This is a genomic window from Micromonospora sp. NPDC047707, from assembly GCF_040704235.1.
In the GTDB taxonomy this organism is placed as follows: domain Bacteria; phylum Actinomycetota; class Actinomycetes; order Mycobacteriales; family Micromonosporaceae; genus Micromonospora.
In genome coordinates this window covers 18,143-37,309 of sequence record NZ_JBEYSU010000020.1, presented here as the reverse complement: position 1 = coordinate 37,309, position 19,167 = coordinate 18,143, and the positions used below count along the sequence as shown (strand labels likewise).

At 73.4% G+C, this 19,167-nt stretch carries 15 protein-coding genes; 8 read left to right on the top strand and 7 right to left on the bottom strand.

Annotated elements, in window-relative coordinates:
- Positions 1-53: 53 nt before the first annotated feature.
- Positions 54-1,589: a glycosyltransferase family 4 protein gene (locus AB0873_RS20965; protein ID WP_366601526.1), complete on the bottom strand. Its 1,536-nt coding sequence runs from the start codon at positions 1,587-1,589 to the stop codon at positions 54-56.
- Between the two features lie 232 nt (positions 1,590-1,821).
- Between AB0873_RS20965 and wecB the strand changes: the two genes are divergently transcribed.
- From wecB to AB0873_RS20950, 3 genes are read left to right on the top strand one after another with little or no spacing between them, the layout of a single operon-like run.
- Positions 1,822-2,910 carry a non-hydrolyzing UDP-N-acetylglucosamine 2-epimerase gene (gene wecB / locus AB0873_RS20960; protein WP_155332957.1) on the top strand — a complete coding sequence of 363 codons (1,089 nt, stop codon included), beginning with the start codon at positions 1,822-1,824 and terminating at the stop codon, positions 2,908-2,910.
- A gap of 48 nt (positions 2,911-2,958) precedes the next feature.
- A complete protein-coding gene (locus AB0873_RS20955) occupies positions 2,959-4,383 on the top strand; it encodes a glycosyltransferase (RefSeq protein ID WP_155332958.1) in 1,425 nt (474 codons plus the stop codon).
- The gene (locus AB0873_RS20950; RefSeq protein ID WP_366601447.1) at positions 4,380-6,515 is read left to right on the top strand and encodes a glycosyltransferase; all 2,136 of its coding nucleotides are present in this window, start codon (positions 4,380-4,382) and stop codon (positions 6,513-6,515) included. The genes AB0873_RS20955 and AB0873_RS20950 overlap by 4 nt, the downstream gene beginning before the upstream one ends.
- 105 nt (positions 6,516-6,620) lie before the next feature.
- On the opposite strand, the gene AB0873_RS20945 is transcribed toward AB0873_RS20950, so the two are convergent.
- The 4 genes from AB0873_RS20945 to AB0873_RS20930 form a co-directional block, all read right to left on the bottom strand.
- Complete coding sequence (locus tag AB0873_RS20945; protein ID WP_366601446.1) at positions 6,621-8,213, bottom strand: glycosyltransferase family 4 protein; 1,593 nt, start codon at positions 8,211-8,213, stop codon at positions 6,621-6,623.
- Positions 8,214-8,243: 30 nt separating this feature from the next.
- Positions 8,244-9,278 carry a Gfo/Idh/MocA family oxidoreductase gene (locus AB0873_RS20940; protein WP_155332961.1) on the bottom strand — a complete coding sequence of 345 codons (1,035 nt, stop codon included), beginning with the start codon at positions 9,276-9,278 and terminating at the stop codon, positions 8,244-8,246.
- Positions 9,275-10,384: a DegT/DnrJ/EryC1/StrS family aminotransferase gene (locus AB0873_RS20935; RefSeq protein ID WP_155332962.1), complete on the bottom strand. Its 1,110-nt coding sequence runs from the start codon at positions 10,382-10,384 to the stop codon at positions 9,275-9,277. Before AB0873_RS20935 ends, AB0873_RS20940 begins: the two co-directional genes overlap by 4 nt.
- A 98-nt stretch (positions 10,385-10,482) precedes the next feature.
- The gene (locus tag AB0873_RS20930; protein WP_155332963.1) at positions 10,483-11,136 is read right to left on the bottom strand and encodes a TetR/AcrR family transcriptional regulator; all 654 of its coding nucleotides are present in this window, start codon (positions 11,134-11,136) and stop codon (positions 10,483-10,485) included.
- 149 nt (positions 11,137-11,285) lie between these two features.
- Here AB0873_RS20930 and AB0873_RS20925 point away from each other — a divergent pair, with 149 nt between their 5' ends.
- From AB0873_RS20925 to AB0873_RS20910, 4 genes are all read left to right on the top strand, one after another.
- Entirely contained in the window at positions 11,286-12,185 is a 900-nt protein-coding gene (locus AB0873_RS20925; RefSeq protein ID WP_155332964.1) for an ABC transporter permease, read from the top strand.
- Positions 12,178-12,993 (top strand): ABC transporter ATP-binding protein, encoded by an 816-nt coding sequence (locus AB0873_RS20920; RefSeq protein WP_155332965.1) that lies wholly within the window; start codon positions 12,178-12,180, stop codon positions 12,991-12,993. The genes AB0873_RS20925 and AB0873_RS20920 overlap by 8 nt, the downstream gene beginning before the upstream one ends.
- Before the next feature lie 184 nt (positions 12,994-13,177).
- A complete protein-coding gene (locus AB0873_RS20915) occupies positions 13,178-14,713 on the top strand; it encodes a bifunctional cytidylyltransferase/SDR family oxidoreductase (protein WP_366601444.1) in 1,536 nt (511 codons plus the stop codon).
- A complete protein-coding gene (locus AB0873_RS20910) occupies positions 14,703-16,400 on the top strand; it encodes a CDP-glycerol glycerophosphotransferase family protein (RefSeq protein WP_366601442.1) in 1,698 nt (565 codons plus the stop codon). Before AB0873_RS20915 ends, AB0873_RS20910 begins: the two co-directional genes overlap by 11 nt.
- A gap of 87 nt (positions 16,401-16,487) precedes the next feature.
- Here AB0873_RS20910 and AB0873_RS20905 read toward each other — a convergent pair whose 3' ends face one another.
- On the bottom strand, positions 16,488-17,234 hold the full coding sequence (locus AB0873_RS20905; protein ID WP_366601440.1) for an alpha/beta hydrolase: 747 nt from the start codon (positions 17,232-17,234) through the stop codon (positions 16,488-16,490).
- Positions 17,235-17,271: 37 nt separating this feature from the next.
- Here AB0873_RS20905 and AB0873_RS20900 point away from each other — a divergent pair, with 37 nt between their 5' ends.
- Positions 17,272-18,360, top strand: coding sequence for an NAD(P)H-binding protein (locus AB0873_RS20900; RefSeq protein WP_366601439.1), 1,089 nt, complete (start codon positions 17,272-17,274; stop codon positions 18,358-18,360).
- A gap of 15 nt (positions 18,361-18,375) precedes the next feature.
- Here the strand turns inward: AB0873_RS20900 and AB0873_RS20895 are convergent, their stop codons facing one another.
- Positions 18,376-19,086 carry a DNA alkylation repair protein gene (locus AB0873_RS20895; RefSeq protein WP_366601438.1) on the bottom strand — a complete coding sequence of 237 codons (711 nt, stop codon included), beginning with the start codon at positions 19,084-19,086 and terminating at the stop codon, positions 18,376-18,378.
- Between the last annotated feature and the right edge of the window lie 81 nt (positions 19,087-19,167).

Below are 19,167 nucleotides of genomic sequence, written 5' to 3'. Positions count from 1 at the left end.
TCGCTCGGTGTCGTGGCCACGGCGGGGCACCGGGGCCTTGGGTCGGGCGGCGCTCAGGCCGAGGGCCTGCTCCCCATCTCGACATGGTGCCCTACGGCCGCCGTGTCGGCCGGGGCGGCGGTGTCGCCGGCTGCGGCGGGCAGCAGCCGGGCGTAGAGCTCGTCGAGGATCTCCGCCTGCGCCTCCCAGGTCCACGAGGACAGCAGCCCGGGCCGCTGATATGCCGCCCGGTAGCGCCCCGGGTCGGCCAGCACCAGCCGGACCGCCCGGGCGTAGTCGTCCACGTCCTCCGCCCGGAACACCTCGCCCTGCCCCGTCGACCGTACCGTCGCCGCCATTGTCCGCACGTCGCTGACGACCATGGGGAGGCGCGCGTGCGAATACTCGAAGAACTTTGTGATCAGCGCGATCTCGTGGTTGGGCCAGTGGTGGATGGGGATCACCCCGACGTCGGCCGCGGCCAGGAACGGCACGACCTGCCAGTGCGCCACGTACGGCAGCACGTGCACCCGGTTCGCCACGCCGAGTTCGGCAGCCCGGGCGACGAGTCCCTGGACGTACGGACCCGTGGGCCGGTTGACCACGAACACGGCGTGCGCGCCGTCCAGCAGGGGCAGCGCCTCGACCATCGTTCCCAGGCCCCGCTGTTCGGCGGCGGCTCCGCTGTAGACCAGCAGCGGCACCTCCGGCGGCACCCCGCAGAGCGCCCGCACGTCCGGCCCCGGCGCGTCGTCGCTCGCCGCCGGCTCCGGGTACGCCTCCGGCGCGTTCAGCACGACGGTCGGCAGCTCGGGCAGGCCGTGGGTGTCACGCAGCAGCTCGGCCAGCGAGTCCGACACGGTCAGCACCGCGTCGGCGCAGGGCGCGTACTCCCGCTCGTGGGCCGCGTGCGCCGGGAGCCAGCGGGCGTTGTGCGCCACCGGCCGGACGCCGGGCAGGAACTCGTGGGCGTCCCAGACGAGCTTGATCTCACGCTGCCGCGCCCGGGCCCGGATCTTGGCGCGCGCCCCGACCCCGAGCATCCGGAAGTCGTTGGCGTGGATGAGGTCCGGCGCCAGCCGGTCGACCACCGGCCCGAACGCCAGTTCCCAGTCCCACAGGCCGGGCGCCAGGCGCCGCCACGCGCGGTCGCCCATCAGTCGCTGCCAGAACGCCGTGTACGCCCGGTCCCAGGGGCCGTGCAACGTCCGCGGTGCGCGTTTCCGCTGGGCGGCGCGGAAGTCGACCCAGCGTTCAAGCAGACCGGCGGCGAACTCCTCGGCGCGCAGCCGGGTCGTGGAGCCGGACCCGGCCGCGCGCAGGCCCAGATCGGCCCGCCAGGCCCGCACCCACTGCTGCCTGTGGGCGGCCAGACCGCCCGGCGGGTACGCGAGGGGCGCGCGAAGCCAACGGCGGCGGTACTCGTGCCGGTGCTTGGCGAGGGTGGCGGGGACGGGCAGCAGCCGGACCTCGGCGTCACCAAGCCGCCAGGTCTCGGACAGGCCGGACGGGGAGCGGCCGAGGAGGATCACCTCCCAACCGGCGGCGGCGGCGGACCGGGCCGTCTTCTGGACCCGGGAGTCACCTCTGACACCGTTGTCCACGAGCATCACGATCCGCCCGCGCCGGGCACCTGTGGACATCATCCGGCCCGCGTCCCTTTCGTCATCGTCGTCCCCACCCGGGGCCTGGCGAGTCTACGGTAGCCACCATCTCCGGCTGGCTAGACTCCGTCTGTAAGGTGACCGCAGCCGAAGATCGACGCCGGCCCCCTCCACCGGCGACCGAACGTGCGGCACGACACCGGCCGCGCCGGCCCCCGGAGACTTGGAGTACCGCCACGTGAAGGTCCTCAGCGTCGTCGGTGCCCGACCTCAACTGGTCAAGCTCGCACCGATCGCCCGCGCGTTCGCGGGCACGGAGCACCGACACGTCATCGTGCACACCGGCCAGCACTACGACGTCGACCTGTCCGATGTCTTCTTCACCGGCCTCGGCATCCCCGCGCCCGACGTGCACCTGGGCATCGGCTCAGGCAGCCACGGGGTGCAGACCGGGCACGCTCTCGCCGCCCTCGACCCGGTGCTGGCCGCCGAGCGGCCGGACTGGGTGCTGGTGTACGGCGACACCAACTCGACGCTGGCCGGCGCCCTGTCCGCGGTCAAGCAGCACCTGCGGGTGGCTCATCTGGAGGCGGGCCTACGCTCGTTCAACCGGCGGATGCCCGAGGAACACAACCGGGTGCTCACTGACCACGCGGCCGACCTGCTGCTCGCGCCGACCGAGGAGGCCCTGCGGCACCTCGCCGCCGAGGGCCTGGCGAGCCGCTCGGTGCTGGTCGGCGACGTGATGGTCGACGTCTGCCTCGCCGTGCGGGACACCGTCCTCGCCGGCGGCCGACCCGCCCCCGCCCTTCCGGAGGGGATCGATCCGGCCGAGCCGTACCTGGTCGCCACCCTTCACCGGGCGGAGAACACCGACGACCCGGACCGGCTGGCCGCCCTGGTCGACGCGCTGGCCGGTCTGCCGGTGCCGGTGGCGCTGCTGGCCCACCCGCGCCTGTCCGCCCGCGCCGACGAGTACGGCGTCAAGCTCGAGCGCGGCGCGCTCCGGCCCGGCCGTCCCCTGCCGTACGCCGGCATGGTGGCGGCGGTGCTCGGTTCGGTGGGCGTGCTCACCGACTCCGGCGGCCTCCAGAAGGAGGCGTTCCTGCTGGGCCGCCCGTGCACCACGCTCCGGCCGGAGACCGAGTGGCCGGAGACCCTCGACGGAGACTGGAACCGCCTCGCCCCGGACCCGCACCTGATGGGCACGGCGGCCTGGACCGCGGCGGCCACCCGACCGGCGCCGGACGCCGCCCGCGGCGAGCCCTTCGGGGACGGGCGGGCCGCCCGCCGGGTGGTGAACGTCCTGGCCGACGCCCTCGCCTGATCCCCCGCACCGCCCCTCACCCGCAGGAAGAGATCGTCGAACGCCACCATGCCGAGCAGATTGTCCCCCCTCGCCACCCTGGCCCGGGCCGCCCGCCCGCGGCCCCGCCGGGGCGCCCGCCCGCACGTCATCTACCTGGCCATCGGCTTCCCGCCCGCAGCCAAGAGCTCCGCTTACCGGATGCGGGAGACCGCCAACCAGTTCGCCGCGCGCGGCTGGGACGTCACAGTGGTCACCATCGCCGACGAGTCGTGGGAACGCGAGTACGGCGTCGACCACACCCTCTCCGAGGGCGTCGACCCGCGCATCGTCGTCGAGCGGCTGCCGCTCGCCCGGGCCGACCTGGAGACCGACGTCCGCGCGTACTCCGAGGCCCGCTCCCTGCACCCGCAGCAGTGGATCGAGCAGCAGCGCCGGCAGGAGTTGCAGGTCTTCCCGGAGCCGGTCTTCGGCGGCTGGCGGCCGGAGCTGGAGAAGGCGCTGCTGCGCATCCACCGCGAGCACGCCGCCGACCTGCTGATGACCACCTGCGCCCCGTACGTCAACCTGGCGGCCACCTGGCGGCTGTGGGAGGAGTACCGGGTGCCGTACGTGGTGGACTTCCGCGACGGCTGGTCGGTGGACGTGATCGGCGGCCGGGCGGCCTTCGCCGAGACCTCACCGGCCGGTCGTTGGGAGTCGAAGGTGCTGGCCGAGGCCCGGGCGGTCTGGTGCGTCAACGAGCCGATCGCCGACTTCTACCGTGAGCGGTACCCGGCCCTGCGGGGCCGCGTACGCGTCGTGCGTAACGGCTACGACGAGGACTGCGTCCCGGCGACCACGCACCGCGCCGACCCGGCCGCGGGGCTGACCTTCGGCTACCTCGGTTCGATCAACTTCGCGCCCGCCCTGCTCGACTCCGTGCTCACCGGATGGCGGCTGGCCCGCCGGGAGGATCCGCTGCTCACCCGCAGCCGGTTCGAGGTGCGCGGGCACATCGGCGCGGGCGCGCTGCGCGAGGCGAACGCGCACATGGAGCTGCTGCGGGCCGCCGAGGGCGACGGCGTCGAGTTCGGCGGGCCGCTGCCGAAGGCGGAGGTCGCCGCCGCGTACGGCCGGTGGGACGCGCTGGTGCTGATGCTGGTGGGCGGCCGCTTCGTGACCTCCGGCAAGGTGTACGAGTACGCCGCGAGTGGCCTGCCCGTGCTCTCGGCGCACGAGGTCGACCACGACGCGGCGCGGGTGCTCGCCGGGCACCCACTGTGGACCGGTGCGGTCGGCCTGGACCCGCGCCGCCTCGCGGACTCGTTCATCACGGCGGCACGACTGGCCGTCGAGGCCACCGACGACCAGCGTTCCGCGGCCCGGGCGCACGCCCTCCGGTTCACCCGCGGGGCGCAGCTCGCCCCGGCCGTCGCGGAGGCGACCGCGCTGGTGACCGGCGCACCGGCGCGCGACACCGACGGCGTTCCCAGCGAAGGCGGACAGGCATGACGAAGGTGCTCATCGTGGTCGGTGAACGGCCGCAGCAGGTGTCGGTGCTGCGCGACGCGCTGCGCCGGTTCCGTGACCAGGGTGCCTCGATCGGCGTCGTCGGGGACGTCGACGCCGAGAACCTGGGACTGGATCCGGCCGTCGCCGAGGTCCGTACGCTGCCGGCCGAGCCGGTGGACCCGAAGCTCCGCCGGGCACTGGCCCGGACCCCGCAGCCGTCCCGCGCCCTGTGGCTGCGCGCCTGGGCGGATCCCTGGGTGCGCCGCCGCACCCGGACGGCCGACGTGCTGGTCGCGCTCGACCCGACCGCCGTCCACACGGTGTGGGAGATGGCTCAGCGGCAGCCCAGGGCCGACGCCTGCAACGGGATCGGAGCGGCGGGCCGCATCGTCCGGGCCCGGCACGAGGGCACCCACCGGGTGACCCGGCGTCCGGCGGAGCAGCTGTCCGCCCGCGCCGGCATCGCGGTGCGCGGTGCGCGGCGGGCGGCCGTGACCGGAGCCCGAGAGTCGCTGGAGGCCGCGATGGCCCCGGCGGTGCTTCGCAGCCGCGTGGGCGGGCGGTTCTGGCGCTCGGCCGTGGCCGCGCCCGGGCTGCCGGAGCGGGTCCGCGTGGCCCTCGCGTACCGGGTGCACCTGCGCTCGGTGCAGGCCGGGCGTCCCGGCCTGGCGGCGGCGACCACCGCCGCGGCCGCGGGCCGGGTCGGCGGCCGGAAGAGCCGCGCCGACCTGCTGACCCGGGAGGCCGCCGACGAGCTGGCCCTGGGTCACGTCCCGGTCTGCCTCCCCGAGGCGGTCGCGGCCGAGCTGGCGCTCGCCGACGAGTTCCTCGCCCGGCAGCCGGCCCGCGCGGCGAAGTCGCTGCACAAGGCGCTGCGGCTGTTGTTCCACCGGGTACCGCACTTCGACCAGCTCTCCTCGCCGCTGGCCGAGCGGCCGGCCGAGTTCCTGGCGCCGCTGCGGGCCAGCGCCGCTGCCCGGGCGCTGGCCACTCCGCGCGGCCGCGCGACGGCCGCCGCGCGGCCCCCGGCCGACCGGCCGCTGCGTCTGCTCGTCATGACCAACGGCAACGCCCACTTCCTGCGGGAGATCCGGCAGCGGTACGCGGAGGCGCCCGAGGTGGAACTGCGGTACCTGCACCTGGCCGACGACGAGGTCGCGGCGCCGCTCACGCACAACCCGGGCGGGATCGTCGAGCACCTGGTCACGGGCCGCAGCGAGTACGGCAACCGGGTCGAGGAGTGGCTGCGCCCGCACCTCGACTGGGCGGACACGCTCTTCGTCGACTGGTGCGTCGCCGCCGCCGGGATGACCACCCTGGTCGATCCCGGGAACACCCGGATCGTCATGCGGCTGCACAGCTTTGAGGCGTTCAGCTTCTGGCCCCACCTGATCGACTTCTCCCGGGTGGACGACCTGGTGTTCGTCTCCGACCACCTCCGGGACTTCACCCGCCAGGTGGTGCCGGCGCTCACCGGGGAGCAGGCGCCGGCGCTGCACGTCATCCCGAACGCCATGGACCTGCGCAGCTTCGACCGTCCGAAGGACCCGGCGGCCCGTTTCACGCTCGGCCTGATCGGCACCAGCACGGTCGCGAAGGACCCGCGGTGGACCATCGAGGTGCTCCGCCGGCTGCGGGCGGAGGATGACCGGTACCGGCTGCTGCTGATCGGCGGCGGTCTCGACCCGACGGCGAGCGAGTCCGTCCGCCAGTACCAGCAGGCGCTCTCGGCCGACCTCGCCGAGCTGGAGCCGTCCGGCGCGGTGACCCGCATCGGGCACGTCGACGACGTTCCGGAGGTGCTGCGCGGCGTCGGCGTCATCGTCAGCAGCTCGGTGCGGGAGAGCTTCCACTGCGCGCTGGTCGAGGGGGCGGCCAGCGGCGCGGTCCCGGTCGTCCGGGACTGGCCATTCTTCGCCCGGAGCGCGACCGGCGCCCGGACGCTGTTCCCCGCCGACTGGGTCGTGGAGACCCCGGAGGAGGCGGCGGCCCGGATCCGGGCGGCCACCGCACGTGAGGACGTCTGGCGGGCGGAGGGCGCATCGGCGGCCGCAACCGCCACCAAGACCTGGGACTGGTCGGTCGTCCGGCACGACTTCGACGAGCTGTTGCTGCCCGGTCACCAGGGCTAGGCCAGGGCTGCACCCGGGGCCCGGCGGCAAAGTGCGCCGGGCCCCGCCGTTCCGGGTGCGCCATCGATCGGGGCCGGGTCGGCGCGGTCTGCGCCTCCGGCGGCGTCAGCCGGCGGCCACTGCCGCGCCCGACCGGTCCGCGGCCGGCGGCGCCAGGTCCGGACGCACCCGGCGGTAGACGCTCTCCAGCACCTCGGCCTGCGCCTCCCAGGTCCAGCCGTCCAGCAGGCCCGGCCGGTCGTACGCGGCCTGGTAGCGGGCCGGGTCGGCCAGGACCGCCCGAACCGCCCGGACGTAGTCCGGGACGTCCTCGGCGCGGAAGACCTCCCCCTGGCCGGTCTCCCGGACGGTGTCGGCCATCGTCCGCACGTCGCTGACGACGATCGGCAGCCGGGCGTGGGAGTACTCGAGGAACTTGGTGATCAGCGCCAGCTCGTGGTTCGGCTTGTGGTGGATCGGGATGACCCCGGCGTCGGCGCCCGCCAGGAAGGCCGGCACCTGCCAGTGCGGCACGTACGGCAGCAGGTGCACCCGGTCGGCCACACCGGTCTCGACGGCCCGGGCGAGCAGCGCCTCCGAGGCGGCGTTGCTGGCGGTCGGGTGCAGCGTGACCAGGGCGACGTGCACCCCGGCCAGGTGCGGCAGGGCGTCGATCATCAGCTCGACACCACGTGACGGGTTCACGCCGCCGCCGTAGACGAGTAGCGGCGTCCCCGGGCCCAGACCGCACCGAGCGCGGACGTCGCCGTCGTCTAGCCCGCCCGGGACCGGACGGGGCGGGGCGTTGAGCACCACGTCGGGCCGGACCGGGAGCCGGTGCGTGCGCTGGAGGAGGTCGGCCAGGGTCGCCGACACGGTGATGACGGCGTCCGCGGCGCCGATGTACTCCTCCACGTGCGCGACCTGGGCGGGCAGCCAGCGGGGGTTGTCGGCGCGACCGAGGACGCCGCCGACGAATTCGTGCGCGTCCCACACGAGCCGGGTTCCGCGGCCGCGCGCCCGGGCCCGCCGGGTCGCCCGGGCGCCGACTCCGATCATGCGGAAGTCGTTGGCGTGGATGATGTCCGGCTCCAGCTCGTCGATCATCGGGCCGAACGCCAGCTCGTAGTCCCACAGACCACGGTCCAGGCGGCGCCAGCTGCGCGGACCCAGTACCGCCTGCCAGAACCGGATCGACGTACGGGTGATGAGGTCGTTCGGATCCTGCTGGCGCAGCCGCAGGCGGTGCAGTTCGCCGCCCCGGAACCGAGCCCACCGGGCGAGCGCCTTGGCGGCGAGCGCGGCCGGGGGCGCGGCGAGGCCGCCGAGACGCTGGGGCAGCGACGCCTCGCCGGAGCGGCGGGCGACCGCGAGGGCCACCCGCCGTTCCTCGATCGCCGCCTGCCAGGCCTTCATCCGCCCGATGCGGTATCCGCCGTGCCGTCCCGGCGGGTACGCCAGCGGCCGCCGCAACGAGCGGTGCAACTGGGTGGGGTGCTGACCGAGCCGACGGGGAACGCGGATCAGCCGGACCCGCGCGTCCCCGATCGACCAGCTCTCCTGCGCGCCCGTGCCGAGGATGCCGAGCAGCACTACGTCCCAGCCCGCCTCGGCGGCCGAACGGGCCGTCTTCTGCACCCGCGAGTCGCCCTGCACCCCGTTGTCGACGAGCATGACGACGCGGCCGCGGGTCGGACGCGGCGCGCTACCAGCTTCCATCTGCTGCCCTGTCTCCTCGACCGTCCGCCGTCAGGACGTGACGGTGGCCTGCAGCGGGCCGGCGTCGTCCGCCGGCGCGACCGAGACGGTCACACCCGCCGACGCCGACTCCAGCAGCGCTGCGGCGACCTGGACGGTCCGCAGGCCCTGCCGCAGGGTGACGATGTCGCTCTCCTTGCCCTCCACGGCGTCACGGAAGCGCTCGTGCTCGACGAGCAGTGGCTCCCGCTTCGGGATGGCGTAGCGGATCATGTCACCCGTCGCGACGCCGCGGAAGGTCCGCAGCGCCTCCCACTCCATGTCGATCGCCGCGTTGGCGTAGAAGGTGAGGTCGGCGGTCAGCGTGTCGGCGATGAAGCAGCCCCGGTCGCCGGTGATCACGGTGGAGCGCTCCTTGAGGGGGCTCAGCCAGTTCACCAGGTGGCTGACCATCGTGCCGTCGGACAGCTGCCCGACCGCGGCGACCATGTCCTCGTGCAGGCGGCCGCTGCGGGACACCGTCCGGGCCGACACCGAGGTGTACTCCCGCCCGGTCACCCAGCCGGTGAGGTCGATGTCGTGGGTGGCCAGATCCATCACCACGCCGACGTCGGCGATGCGGTGCGGGAACGGGCCCTGCCGGCGGGTGACCACCTGGTACACCTCGCCCAACTCGCCGGCCTCCAGCCGCAGCCGGAGGTTCTGCAGGGCCGGGTTGTACCGCTCGATGTGGCCGACGCCGGCGACCAGCCCGGCCGACTCGAAGGCCTCCACCAGCCGGACCGACGCCTCGACCGACTGCGCCAGCGGCTTCTCGATCAGGGCGCTGACGCCGTTGCGGGCCAGTTCCAGGCCGATCTGCTCGTGCAGCGCGGTGGGGCAGGCGACCACGGCGTAGTCGATGCCGAGGGCGAGCAGCTCGTCCAGGGTGGGCAGCACCGGCGCGCGGAGCTGGCCGGTCGGGTCGCCGGCGGGGTCGACGATGCCGACCAGGTCCACACCGTCGAGGCCGGAGAGCACCCGGGCGTGGTTGCGCCCCATCGCGCCCAGGCCGATCAGGCCGGCGCGCAGCTGCTTGCCGCTCATCGGGCACCCCCGGCGAGGTTCGCGCCCTCGGCGATCCGCTCGAGGTCGTCCTGGTTCAGCGACGGGTGCACCGGCAGCGAGACCACCTCGGCGGCGGCCCGCTCGGTCTCCGGCAGGTCCCACGGGCCGGGCTTGCCGTTCTCGTCGAGGTACGGCAGCAGCCGGTGGATCGGCGTCGGGTAGTAGACGGCGTTGCCGATGCCCAGCTCGGTCAGGCGCTTCTGGGCCGCGTCCCGGTCACCGCGAACCCGGACGGTGTACTGGTGGTACACGTGCACCGCCCCGTCGGCCACCGGCGGGGTCACCATGCCGGTGATCTTCGAGTCGAGGAACTTGGCGTTCGCCTGGCGCTGCGCGGTCCACTCCGGCAGCTGGCGCAGCTGCACCCGGCCGATCGCGGCGGCGACGTCGGTCATCCGCATGTTCGCACCGACGATCTCGTTGGCGTACCGCTGCTCCATGCCCTGGTTGCGGAGCAGGCGCAGGGTGCGCGCGAGACCGGCGTCGGCGGTGGTGATCATGCCGCCCTCGAGGCTGTGCATGTTCTTCGTGGGGTAGAAGCTGAAGCAACCGGCGGTGCCGAACGCGCCCACCGGCCTACCGCCCAGGGCGGCGCCGTGCGCCTGGGCCGCGTCCTCGACGACGGCCAGCCCGTGCCGCTCGGCGATGGCCATGATGCGGTCCATGGCGGCCGGGTGGCCATACAGGTGGACCGGCATGATGGCGACCGTGCGCGGCGTGATGGCCGCCTCGACGGCCGAGGGGTCCAGGCAGAAGCTGCCGGGCTCGATGTCGACGAAGACCGGCGTCGCGCCAACCAGGCGGACGGCGTTCGCGCTGGCGGCGAAGGAGAACGACGGCACGACGACCTCGTCACCCGGGCCGAAGCCGAGCGCCATGAGGGTGAGCTGCAGGGCCGACGTGCCGGAGTTGACGGCCACGCAGTGCCGGCCGGCGACGAGGTCGCCGAACTCCTGCTCGAAGGCCGCCACCTCAGGGCCCTGGACCACCATGCCGCTGCGCAGCACCCGCACAGCCGCCTCGATCTCGGCCTCGCCGATCACCGGCCGGGCTGGGGGGATGAACTCTGCATTAGGCCCGGGCATGGGCTGCCTCCTGTCGGTTGGAGCTCGTCCGGCCGCGATGCTAACCGGTACGGATTCGGATGGGACATGCGGTACGTCTGGGACGAGTGGGAAGCCAGTCACTGTGGCTGGGGGGCCAACGACGACTCGCTCTGGCTCGGCACCGGGAGCTGGCCGGCGACCCGCAGCGCGCCGACGACGGCCGCGGCGAGCCGTGGCACGTCGGCGGGCTCCAGCGGCACCCGGGCGACCGCGAGCCGCCAGTAGAGGGGGCCGACGATCAGGTCGGTGGCGACCGAGTGGTCGACGCCCGCCGCCAGCTCACCCCGGGCCACCGCCCGGCTGATCAGGCGTTCGCCCATCGCCTGCTGGTAGGTGCGCAGGGCACCCTGCAACGTCTGCCCGATCTGCGGGTTGCGGGCCGCCTCGGCCAGCAGGTCCGGGATGATCTGGGACGCCAGCGGGTGGCGCAGGGCACGTGACATGATCATGAAGACCAGCTCGAGGTCACCGGTGAGGCTGCCGGTGTCCGGAAGCAGGAACCGCTGCCCGGCGACCGACCCGACGATCTCCAGGACCAGATCCAGCTTCGAACTCCAGCGTCGGTACACGGCGGACTTGCTCACCCCGGCCCGCCGGGCCACCGCCTCGATCGACAACCGTGCGTAGCCGACGACGGCGAGCTCCTGCATGACGGCGTCCCGGATGGCTGCGGTGATGTCGTCCCGGAGCACCGCCGCGCCAGCCGGAGCACGCCTCTTCTCGGTCGTCACGTGGAACAATGTAGCGCAGGGACGGAACGGTTGCGTCCCGACGCGACCATGCACTACCTTGCGTCCAGCGATCGGGCGGGGCGTCCATTTCCGCCCCTCCGTCCGTTGTCGCGCTCATCCCGCACACCAGAAGATCGGAGCGCCTACCCATGGCCCACACGGCGGTGGCCGACCCCGACTCAGGACTGACGCAGGCGCAGCTCGCCGCGCGGTACGGCCTGAGCTTCGCCGGGGACAGGCCCACTCTGGCCGCGTACATGCGGCAGCTGTGGTCCTACCGACACTTCATCGCGGCGTACGCGAACGCCAAGGTGGTGGCGTCGTTCAGCACCACCCGGCTCGGCCGGATCTGGCAGGTGCTGACACCGCTGACCAATGCGGCCGTCTACTTCTTCATCTTCGGTGTGATCCTGGGCACTCGAGGCGGCGTCGAGAACTTCATCGCGTACCTCTGCGTCGGTCTCTTCGTCTTCAACTTCACCTCGGCCGCGGTCTCCGGCGGGGTGCAGGCGATCAGCAGCAACCTGGGCCTGGTCCGGGCGCTGCACTTCCCCCGCGGGTGCCTTCCGCTGGCGGTCACCCTGACCCAGCTCCAGCACCTGATCACCGCCATGGTGGTGCTGATCGGCATCGTGCTCGCCACCGGCGAGCCGATCACCGTCGAGTGGCTGCTGGTGGTGCCGGCGGTGGCGCTCCAGTCGCTCTTCAACGCCGGCCTGGCGATGGCGATGGCCCGGGTGGGCGCGAAGCTCACCGACATCAAGCAGCTGATGCCGTTCGTCCTGCGGACCTGGATGTACGGCTCCGGCGTGCTCTACAGCGTCGACAAGTTCGCCGAGAACCTGCCCAGCCCGGTGCTGGTCGAGATCGTCCACGCGAACCCTCTGCTGATCTACATCGAGCTCATCCGGCACGCCCTGATGGAGGGCGCCCCGCTCACCTCGCCGGCACCCCAGCTGTGGCTCATGGCCGCCATCTGGGCGGTCGTGATCGGCGTCGGCGGCTTCCTCTACTTCTGGCGCGGCGAAATGGAGTACGGCCGTGGCTGACCCCACCACCCTCGACCGCTCGGCGACCACCACGGCCGACGGGCGGCGCATCCCCACCGTCATCGTCGACGACGCGCACGTCATCTACCGGGTGCACGGCGCCGGCCCGGCTGGTGGCACCTCGCCGGTGACCGCCCTGAAGCGGCTGGTCACCCGGATGCCGGCCCCCACCGTGCGGGAGGTGCACGCGGTCAAGGGCGTCACCTTGACCGCGTACCGGGGCGAGGCGATCGGCCTCATCGGCAGCAACGGTTCCGGCAAGTCCACCCTGCTGCGCACGATCGCCGGGCTACTGCCGGTCAACAAGGGCGCCGTCTACGCCCAGGGGCAGCCGTCCCTGCTCGGTGTCAACGCCGCCCTGCTCAACGACCTCTCCGGCGAGCGGAACGTGGCCCTCGGCCTGCTGGCGATGGGCTTCACCCCGGAAGAGGTACGCGCGAAGACGCCCGAGGTCATCGAGTTCTCGGGCATCAACGAGCGGGGTGACTTCGCCTCGCTGCCGATGCGCACGTACTCCTCGGGCATGTCGGCCCGCCTGCGCTTCGCGATCTCCTCGGCGAAGAACCACGACGTGCTGCTCATCGACGAGGCGCTCGCGACCGGTGACCGGCGCTTCCGCCGGCGCAGCGAGCAGCGGGTCCGCGAGCTGCGCGCGGGCGCCGGCACGGTCTTCCTGGTCAGCCACCAGATCAGCACGATCCGGGAGACCTGCGAGCGGACCATCTGGCTGGAGTCCGGCGTGATCCGGGCCGACGGGCCGACCAGCGAGGTCGTCGCGCAGTACGAGGAGTTCACGAACGCCAAGTAGAGACCGGACACCCCGCACCCGGCGGGGTGTCCGGACCGGGCCCGCCGGGCCGGCCGGGCGCTATGGTCGTACGACCCGGGCGCCCGGCCCTCGCCGGTGCGGCCCGGGGGTGTTCCCGCCACCGGTGGCGGGTGAGCCTTCCGTGCACAGTCAGACGACGATCGCGACTTCAGTGAGGCCCCGCATGACGCAGCACCCGGCTACCGTGCCGGATCCAGGCCCGTGGCGACCCACCCGGACCGTGGCGGTGATCCTGGCCGGCGGCACCGGCACGCGGCTCGGCCTGGGCATCCCCAAGCAGCTGCTCAAGGTCGCGGGCAAGCCCATCATCGAGCACACCCTCGCGGTCTTCGAGGCCGCGCCGGAGATCGACGAGATCGTCGTCATGATGGCCGCCGGGCACGTCCCCGACGCCGAGCGGATCGTCCAGCGGGCCGGCTTCCGCAAGGTCACGACCCTCGTCGAGGGCGGTGACACCCGCAACGCCACCACCCGCCTCGCGCTGGACGTGATCGGCGCCGGCGACTGCAACATCCTGTTCCACGACGCGGTGCGTCCCCTGGTCAGCGGCCGGATCATCCGCGAGTGCGTGAACGCGCTCTGGACGTACTCCGCCGTCGACGTGGCCATCCCGTCGGCGGACACGATCATCCAGGTCGACGACGACGAGTGCATCACCGACATCCCCGTCCGCTCCCGGTTGCGCCGGGGCCAGACCCCGCAGGCGTTCCGCTCCGGCACCATCCGGGAGGCGTACCGGCGGGCCGAGGGCGACCCGGACTTCGCTGCGACCGACGACTGCGGCGTGGTGCTGCGCTACCTGCCCGGCACGCCGATCAAGGTGATCGACGGGGCGGACGAGAACATCAAGGTCACCCACCCGGTCGACGTGCACCTGGCGGACAAGCTCTTCCAGCTCGCCGCCGCCAAGGCGCACCGGCTGGCCGACCACCGCGGCTACACCGAGGAGCTGACCGGCCGCACGATCGTGGTGTTCGGCGGCAGCTACGGCATCGGGCAGGAGCTGACCGACCTGGCCCGGCGCTTCGGCGCGCGGGTCTTCCCGTTCAGCCGCTCCGCCACCGGCACCCACGTCGAGCGCGCCGAGGACGTCGAGGCGGCCCTGAAGTCCGCCTTCGACGCGACCGGGCGGATCGACCACGTGGTGGTCACCGCCGGGCTGCTGGAGAAGGGCGCGCTCGCCGAGATGGACGCCGACACGATGGACCGCCTGCTCCAGGTCAACTTCGTCGGGCCGGTGACGGTCGCCCGCGCGGCACTGCCGTACCTGCGGCAGACCCGTGGCCAGCTGCTGCTCTACACCTCCAGCTCGTACACCCGGGGCCGGGCCCGGTACGCGCTGTACTCCGCCACCAAGGCCGCCCTGGTCAACCTCACCCAGGCGCTCGCCGACGAGTGGGCGGAGGACGGCGTACGGGTCAACTGCGTGAACCCGGAGCGGACCGCGACCCCGATGCGGACCCGGGCGTTCGGCGCGGAACCGGCGCACACGCTGCTCTCGGCGGACGCGGTGGCCCGGGCGTCGCTGGACGTGCTGCTGTCCGGGCTCACCGGTCAGGTGATCGACGTACGCCGCTCCGGCGACGAGGCCGCGGAGCCGGCGGCCGGCGCCGAGTCGACGGTGCTGCCGGCACCGGCCGGGCCGGAGCGCGACGAGCGCCCGGCGGACCAGGTGGGAGCGGGCCGCAATGCGTGGTGACCTCGTCCGGAAGCTGATCGCCCGGGGCCTGGCCACGGCCCTGGCGGTGCTGGCCTTCGTCGTGCTGGCGCTCACCGGCGCGACGGCGTGGGGGCTCGGGCTCGCGGTGGCCGCGCTCGCCGCGGCCGGCTGGGAGCGCCGGGTCCGGCCACAGGCCGACGGCGTCGCGGAGACCGTCCTGCTCGCGGCGGGCATCCTGACCGGGTACGCCCGGCGTCTCGACGACGGTTTCGACCCCGCCCTGGCCGCCACCGCGCTGGTGGTGCTCGGGCTGGCCCTGCTGGTCGGCCCGCTGCGGCAGGCGGGCAACCTCCAGATCCGCGCCGCCAACCTGCCGGTACGCGGGTGGACCCCGCTGGTCGCCGCCGAACTGCCCGTCGCCCTGCTCGTGCTGCTCGCCCTGATCGCCGGGGCCGCCGCGGCGACCCTGCCCGCCTGGGTGGCCCTGGCCGCCGCCCTGCTGGTCGGCGGTGTCGCCGGTGCGGTCGCGCTGGACCTGGCCCGCCGGCGGTTCCGCCCCGCCGCCGGAGGCGGACCGGTCGCCCGGGCGCTGCGCCGGCACCGCCCCGAGTTCCTGCTCTACTTCTCCGCGCCGCCCGGCTCCGAGTACCAGGTCACCATGTGGCTGCCGTACCTGGAGCGGCTCGGCCGGCCGTTCCTGGTCATGCTGCGCGAGCCGGAGTTCCTGCCGACCGTCTCGGCGGCCACCACCGCACCGGTCGTCTACTGCCCGACGCTCAGCGCGATGGACGAGGCGCTGGCACCGAGCCTGCGGGTCGCCTTCTACGTCAACCACGGCGCGAAGAACAGCCACTGCATCCGCTACACCCAGCTCACCCACGTGCAGCTGCACCACGGCGACAGCGACAAGGCGCCGAGCGCCAACCCGGTCTCCGGCATCTTCGACCGGATCTTCGTCGCCGGCCGGGCGGCGATCGACCGGTACGCCCGCGCGGGCGTCCACATTCCCGCCGAGAAGTTCGTCGTGGTCGGCCGGCCGCAGGTGGAGGGCATCGAGGTACGCCGGGGGCCGGTGACCGCCGCGACGCCGACCGTTCTCTACACGCCGACCTGGACGGGGCACCACGCGGACACCAACTACTGCTCCCTGCCGGCCGGGGAGGCGCTGCTGCGCGGCCTGCTGGAGCGGGGCGCGACGGTGATCCTGCGGGCCCACCCGTACACCGCGCAGAACCCGGCGTCGGCGCGGCAGCTCGCGCGGCTGCACGACCTGCTCGCCGCCGACCGGGCCCGCACCGGGCGGGCGCACGTGTTCGGGGCGGCGGCCAGCCGCGAGCTGACCCTGACCGAGTGCGTGAACCGGTCCGACGCGCTGGTTTCGGACGTCTCCGGGGTCATCTCCGACTACCTCTACTCCGGCAAGCCGTACGCGGTGACGGACATGGTGGACGCGGGTGCCCGGTTCCCGGCGGAGTTCCCCCTCGCGGCGTCCGGGTACGTGCTGCGACGCGACATGTCCAACGTGGACGACGTGCTGGACCGGCTGCTGGGCGACGACCCGCTGGCCGAGACCCGGTGGGCCACCCGGACCCGCTACCTCGGCGACTTCCCCACCGAGTCGTACGCCGAGGGCTTCCTGGCCGCCGCCCGGCGGGAACTGGACGGCGACGCGGCCGTGCCGGCCCCCCACGCCGAGCCCGCCGCCAGCCCGGCCGCTACCGCCTGATCTCCGCCGGGGCGCCCACCCCCAAGCCACTGTCGATCATGGGGTTAGCGAGTGCTTCAGAGATCAATCCACCCGCTAACCCCATGATCAACGGCTCGGAAGGTACTCGTCGACCAGGGCCAGGACCGCCGCCGGGTCCTCCACGTGGGCGTTGTGGCCGAGGCCCGGCAACGTGGCCACCGGCACGCCCAACTCCTTGAGCTGCGCGTCGGAGACCATCGGGTCGTGCTCGCCCCGGGCCAGCAGGACCGGCACGTCGGTGGCGGCCAGCAGGGCCGGGAGGTTCGGCTCCCCCACCCCGAACACGGCCGGATCCATGGCCAGCCGCCAACGGCCGTCGACCTGCCGCAGGCCCGCCTCCACCACCGGATGGTCGGGTGCGAGCAGACCGGCCAGGCCGGAGACCCGCAGGTAGCGCCGGGCGGCCTCGTCCCGGTTGGCGAACCAGGTCACCGGCCGGGCAGCCAACTCCTGCGCCTTCGCCAACTCGGCGGGCGACCACACCGCCTTGATGCCGAGCCCGACCACGGCGTCGACCGGCAGCCCGGCCGACCGGGCCGCCAGCGCCAGCGCGACCACGCCGCCGAGTGAGTGTCCCAGCAGGACGAGCCGGTCCTCGCGGGCCAGCGTCGCGGCGAGCGGGTCGGCCAGCCCGGCGAACGAGTACGCCGGCAGCGGCGGGGACCAGCCGTGACCCGCCAGGTCGGGCGCCAGCCAGCGGCCGGCCCACCGGCGTTCCAGCAGCGGCGCCCAGGGCAGCCACACCTCGCCGGTCCCACCCATGCCGTGCAGCAGCACCAGCACCGGACCGCGGTCACCCGACTCATCGACCATGCGCGCAGTCTGCCACCGTGCCGGCCCCCGGGCGAGCATGGCGACAGCGGCGTCGACCCGTGCGGCACATCGGGCTGGTACTTTTGGCGAACCGGATCCGCAACCCTCGCCCGGCCACCGGCGACGGCGCACGATCTCACCTGTCGCGTGGGAGGTTGCCATGTCTGGAATCAACAGCGCCATCACCACGTCGCGAGCCCGCCTGCATCTGGTGACGGCCGTAGCCGCCAGGAAGGACGCGGGCAGCAGCCCGACCGGAATTGTCGGGCGGAGTCTGGCGCGACAACTGCTCGACGGGGGCGATCGGGTTCGCGTCCTCGCCGAACGTGGACAGCTCAGCGGCTGGCCCGCCGGTGCCGAGGTTGTCGAGGGGTCGATCACGCGGCCGCTGGAGCGCGCCGAGGTCTTCGCCGGCGTCGACAATGTCTTCCTGGCCGGCGCAGTGCCGGCGACAGTGCAGGACGCGTTGCGGGTCGTCCAGCGTGCGGGTGCGGGCCGCGTCGTCGTGCTGTCCTCGCACGGACCGGAGTACGAGCAGGACTACCCACCGGAGACATGGTTCTGGCTGGCTGTCGAGCGCGCCGTCGAACGCTCGGGCCTGGAGTGGACGCACCTTCGCCCGTCGGCGGTGATGGGGGCGGTGATCGAGGGCACCTATCCTGCCACCGGGTCGGACTGGCCGGACACGGTCAGGGAGGGGCGCGTCGTGCGGGAAGCCTTCCTCAACGACGGCCACTACCCCTTCATCCACGAGGATGACCTCGCCGCCGTCGCGGCCGCGGCCATGCGAACCGACGGCTACGTCGGCACCGTGCTCGAGGCAGTGGGGCTGCCGATCAGCACCCGGTCACGCGTGGCCGGCATCGCCAAGGCGATCGGCTGCGACATCGACGGCATCGAACTGACTCCCGACGACAGCCGCGCGTCCTGGCGGCGTCGCGGCTGGCCCGACAGCGGCATCGATGTGACGCTCTACGCCCTGCGGGAGTACGGCGTGCGGCTCGCCGAACTCACCCGGTGGACCCTCGATCAACGGCCCGCCGTCCACGAGATCATCGGCCGTCCACCGCGCCGCTTCGACGACTGGGCGGTCGAGCACGCCCACCTGTTCGGACCGGCCCGCTGAGCGCGCATCGGTCATCTAGACCGTGCCGGACAGGTAGGCCCGCCGTCGCTGTGGTTCGAACTTCTCGATCGCGTACCGCAGCATGACCCGTGGCATGGCCCGATGGTGCCGGGCCAGGAACTCCTCCTCCGCCGTCCGGTCCCGGTTGCCCACCTCGCGCAGCATCCAGCCCACCGCCTTGTGGACGAGGTCGTGCGGGTCGCGCAGGAGCCGTTCGGCGAGCCGGAAGGTCCAGTGGAAGTCACCGACCTTGATGAAGGCGAACGTCGCCATGACGGCGATGCGTCGGTCCCACACCAGGCTCGATCCGGCCAACCGGTCCAGGACGCTCCGGTCCTTGTCGATCAGCCAGGGGCCGACGATGTAGGGCGCGGAGGAGTCCACCAGATCCCAGTTGTCGATGCGGCCGGTGTTGGCCAGGACCAGGCGGAAGACGTCGCCCCGCTCGCGCTCGTCCCCCTTGTCGAACTTGCGGACCAGGATGAGGAGCGACGTCAGCCGCTCTTCGTGCACATCACTCGTCAGCAGCGTCGCCGTGTCGGCCAGGGACAGGTCACGCCAGTACCGGCCGGCCACCCTGCGCTGGTCCGGCACGGGTACGCCGATGGCCCGGTCGCCCTCGCCGTACCCGCCCGGAAACATCTGCAGGTACCGGCTCACGCCCTCCGCCCGGCGGGGGTCGGCGAGACCGGCGAGTTCGCGACGGACATCCGCGGTCGTGGCCATGACGGTTCAACTTACCGCGACCGTGGGCGTCCGGCCTGCGCGTGGCTCCGGCGCTTGCTGTTCGATTCGTCGCCTGGGAGC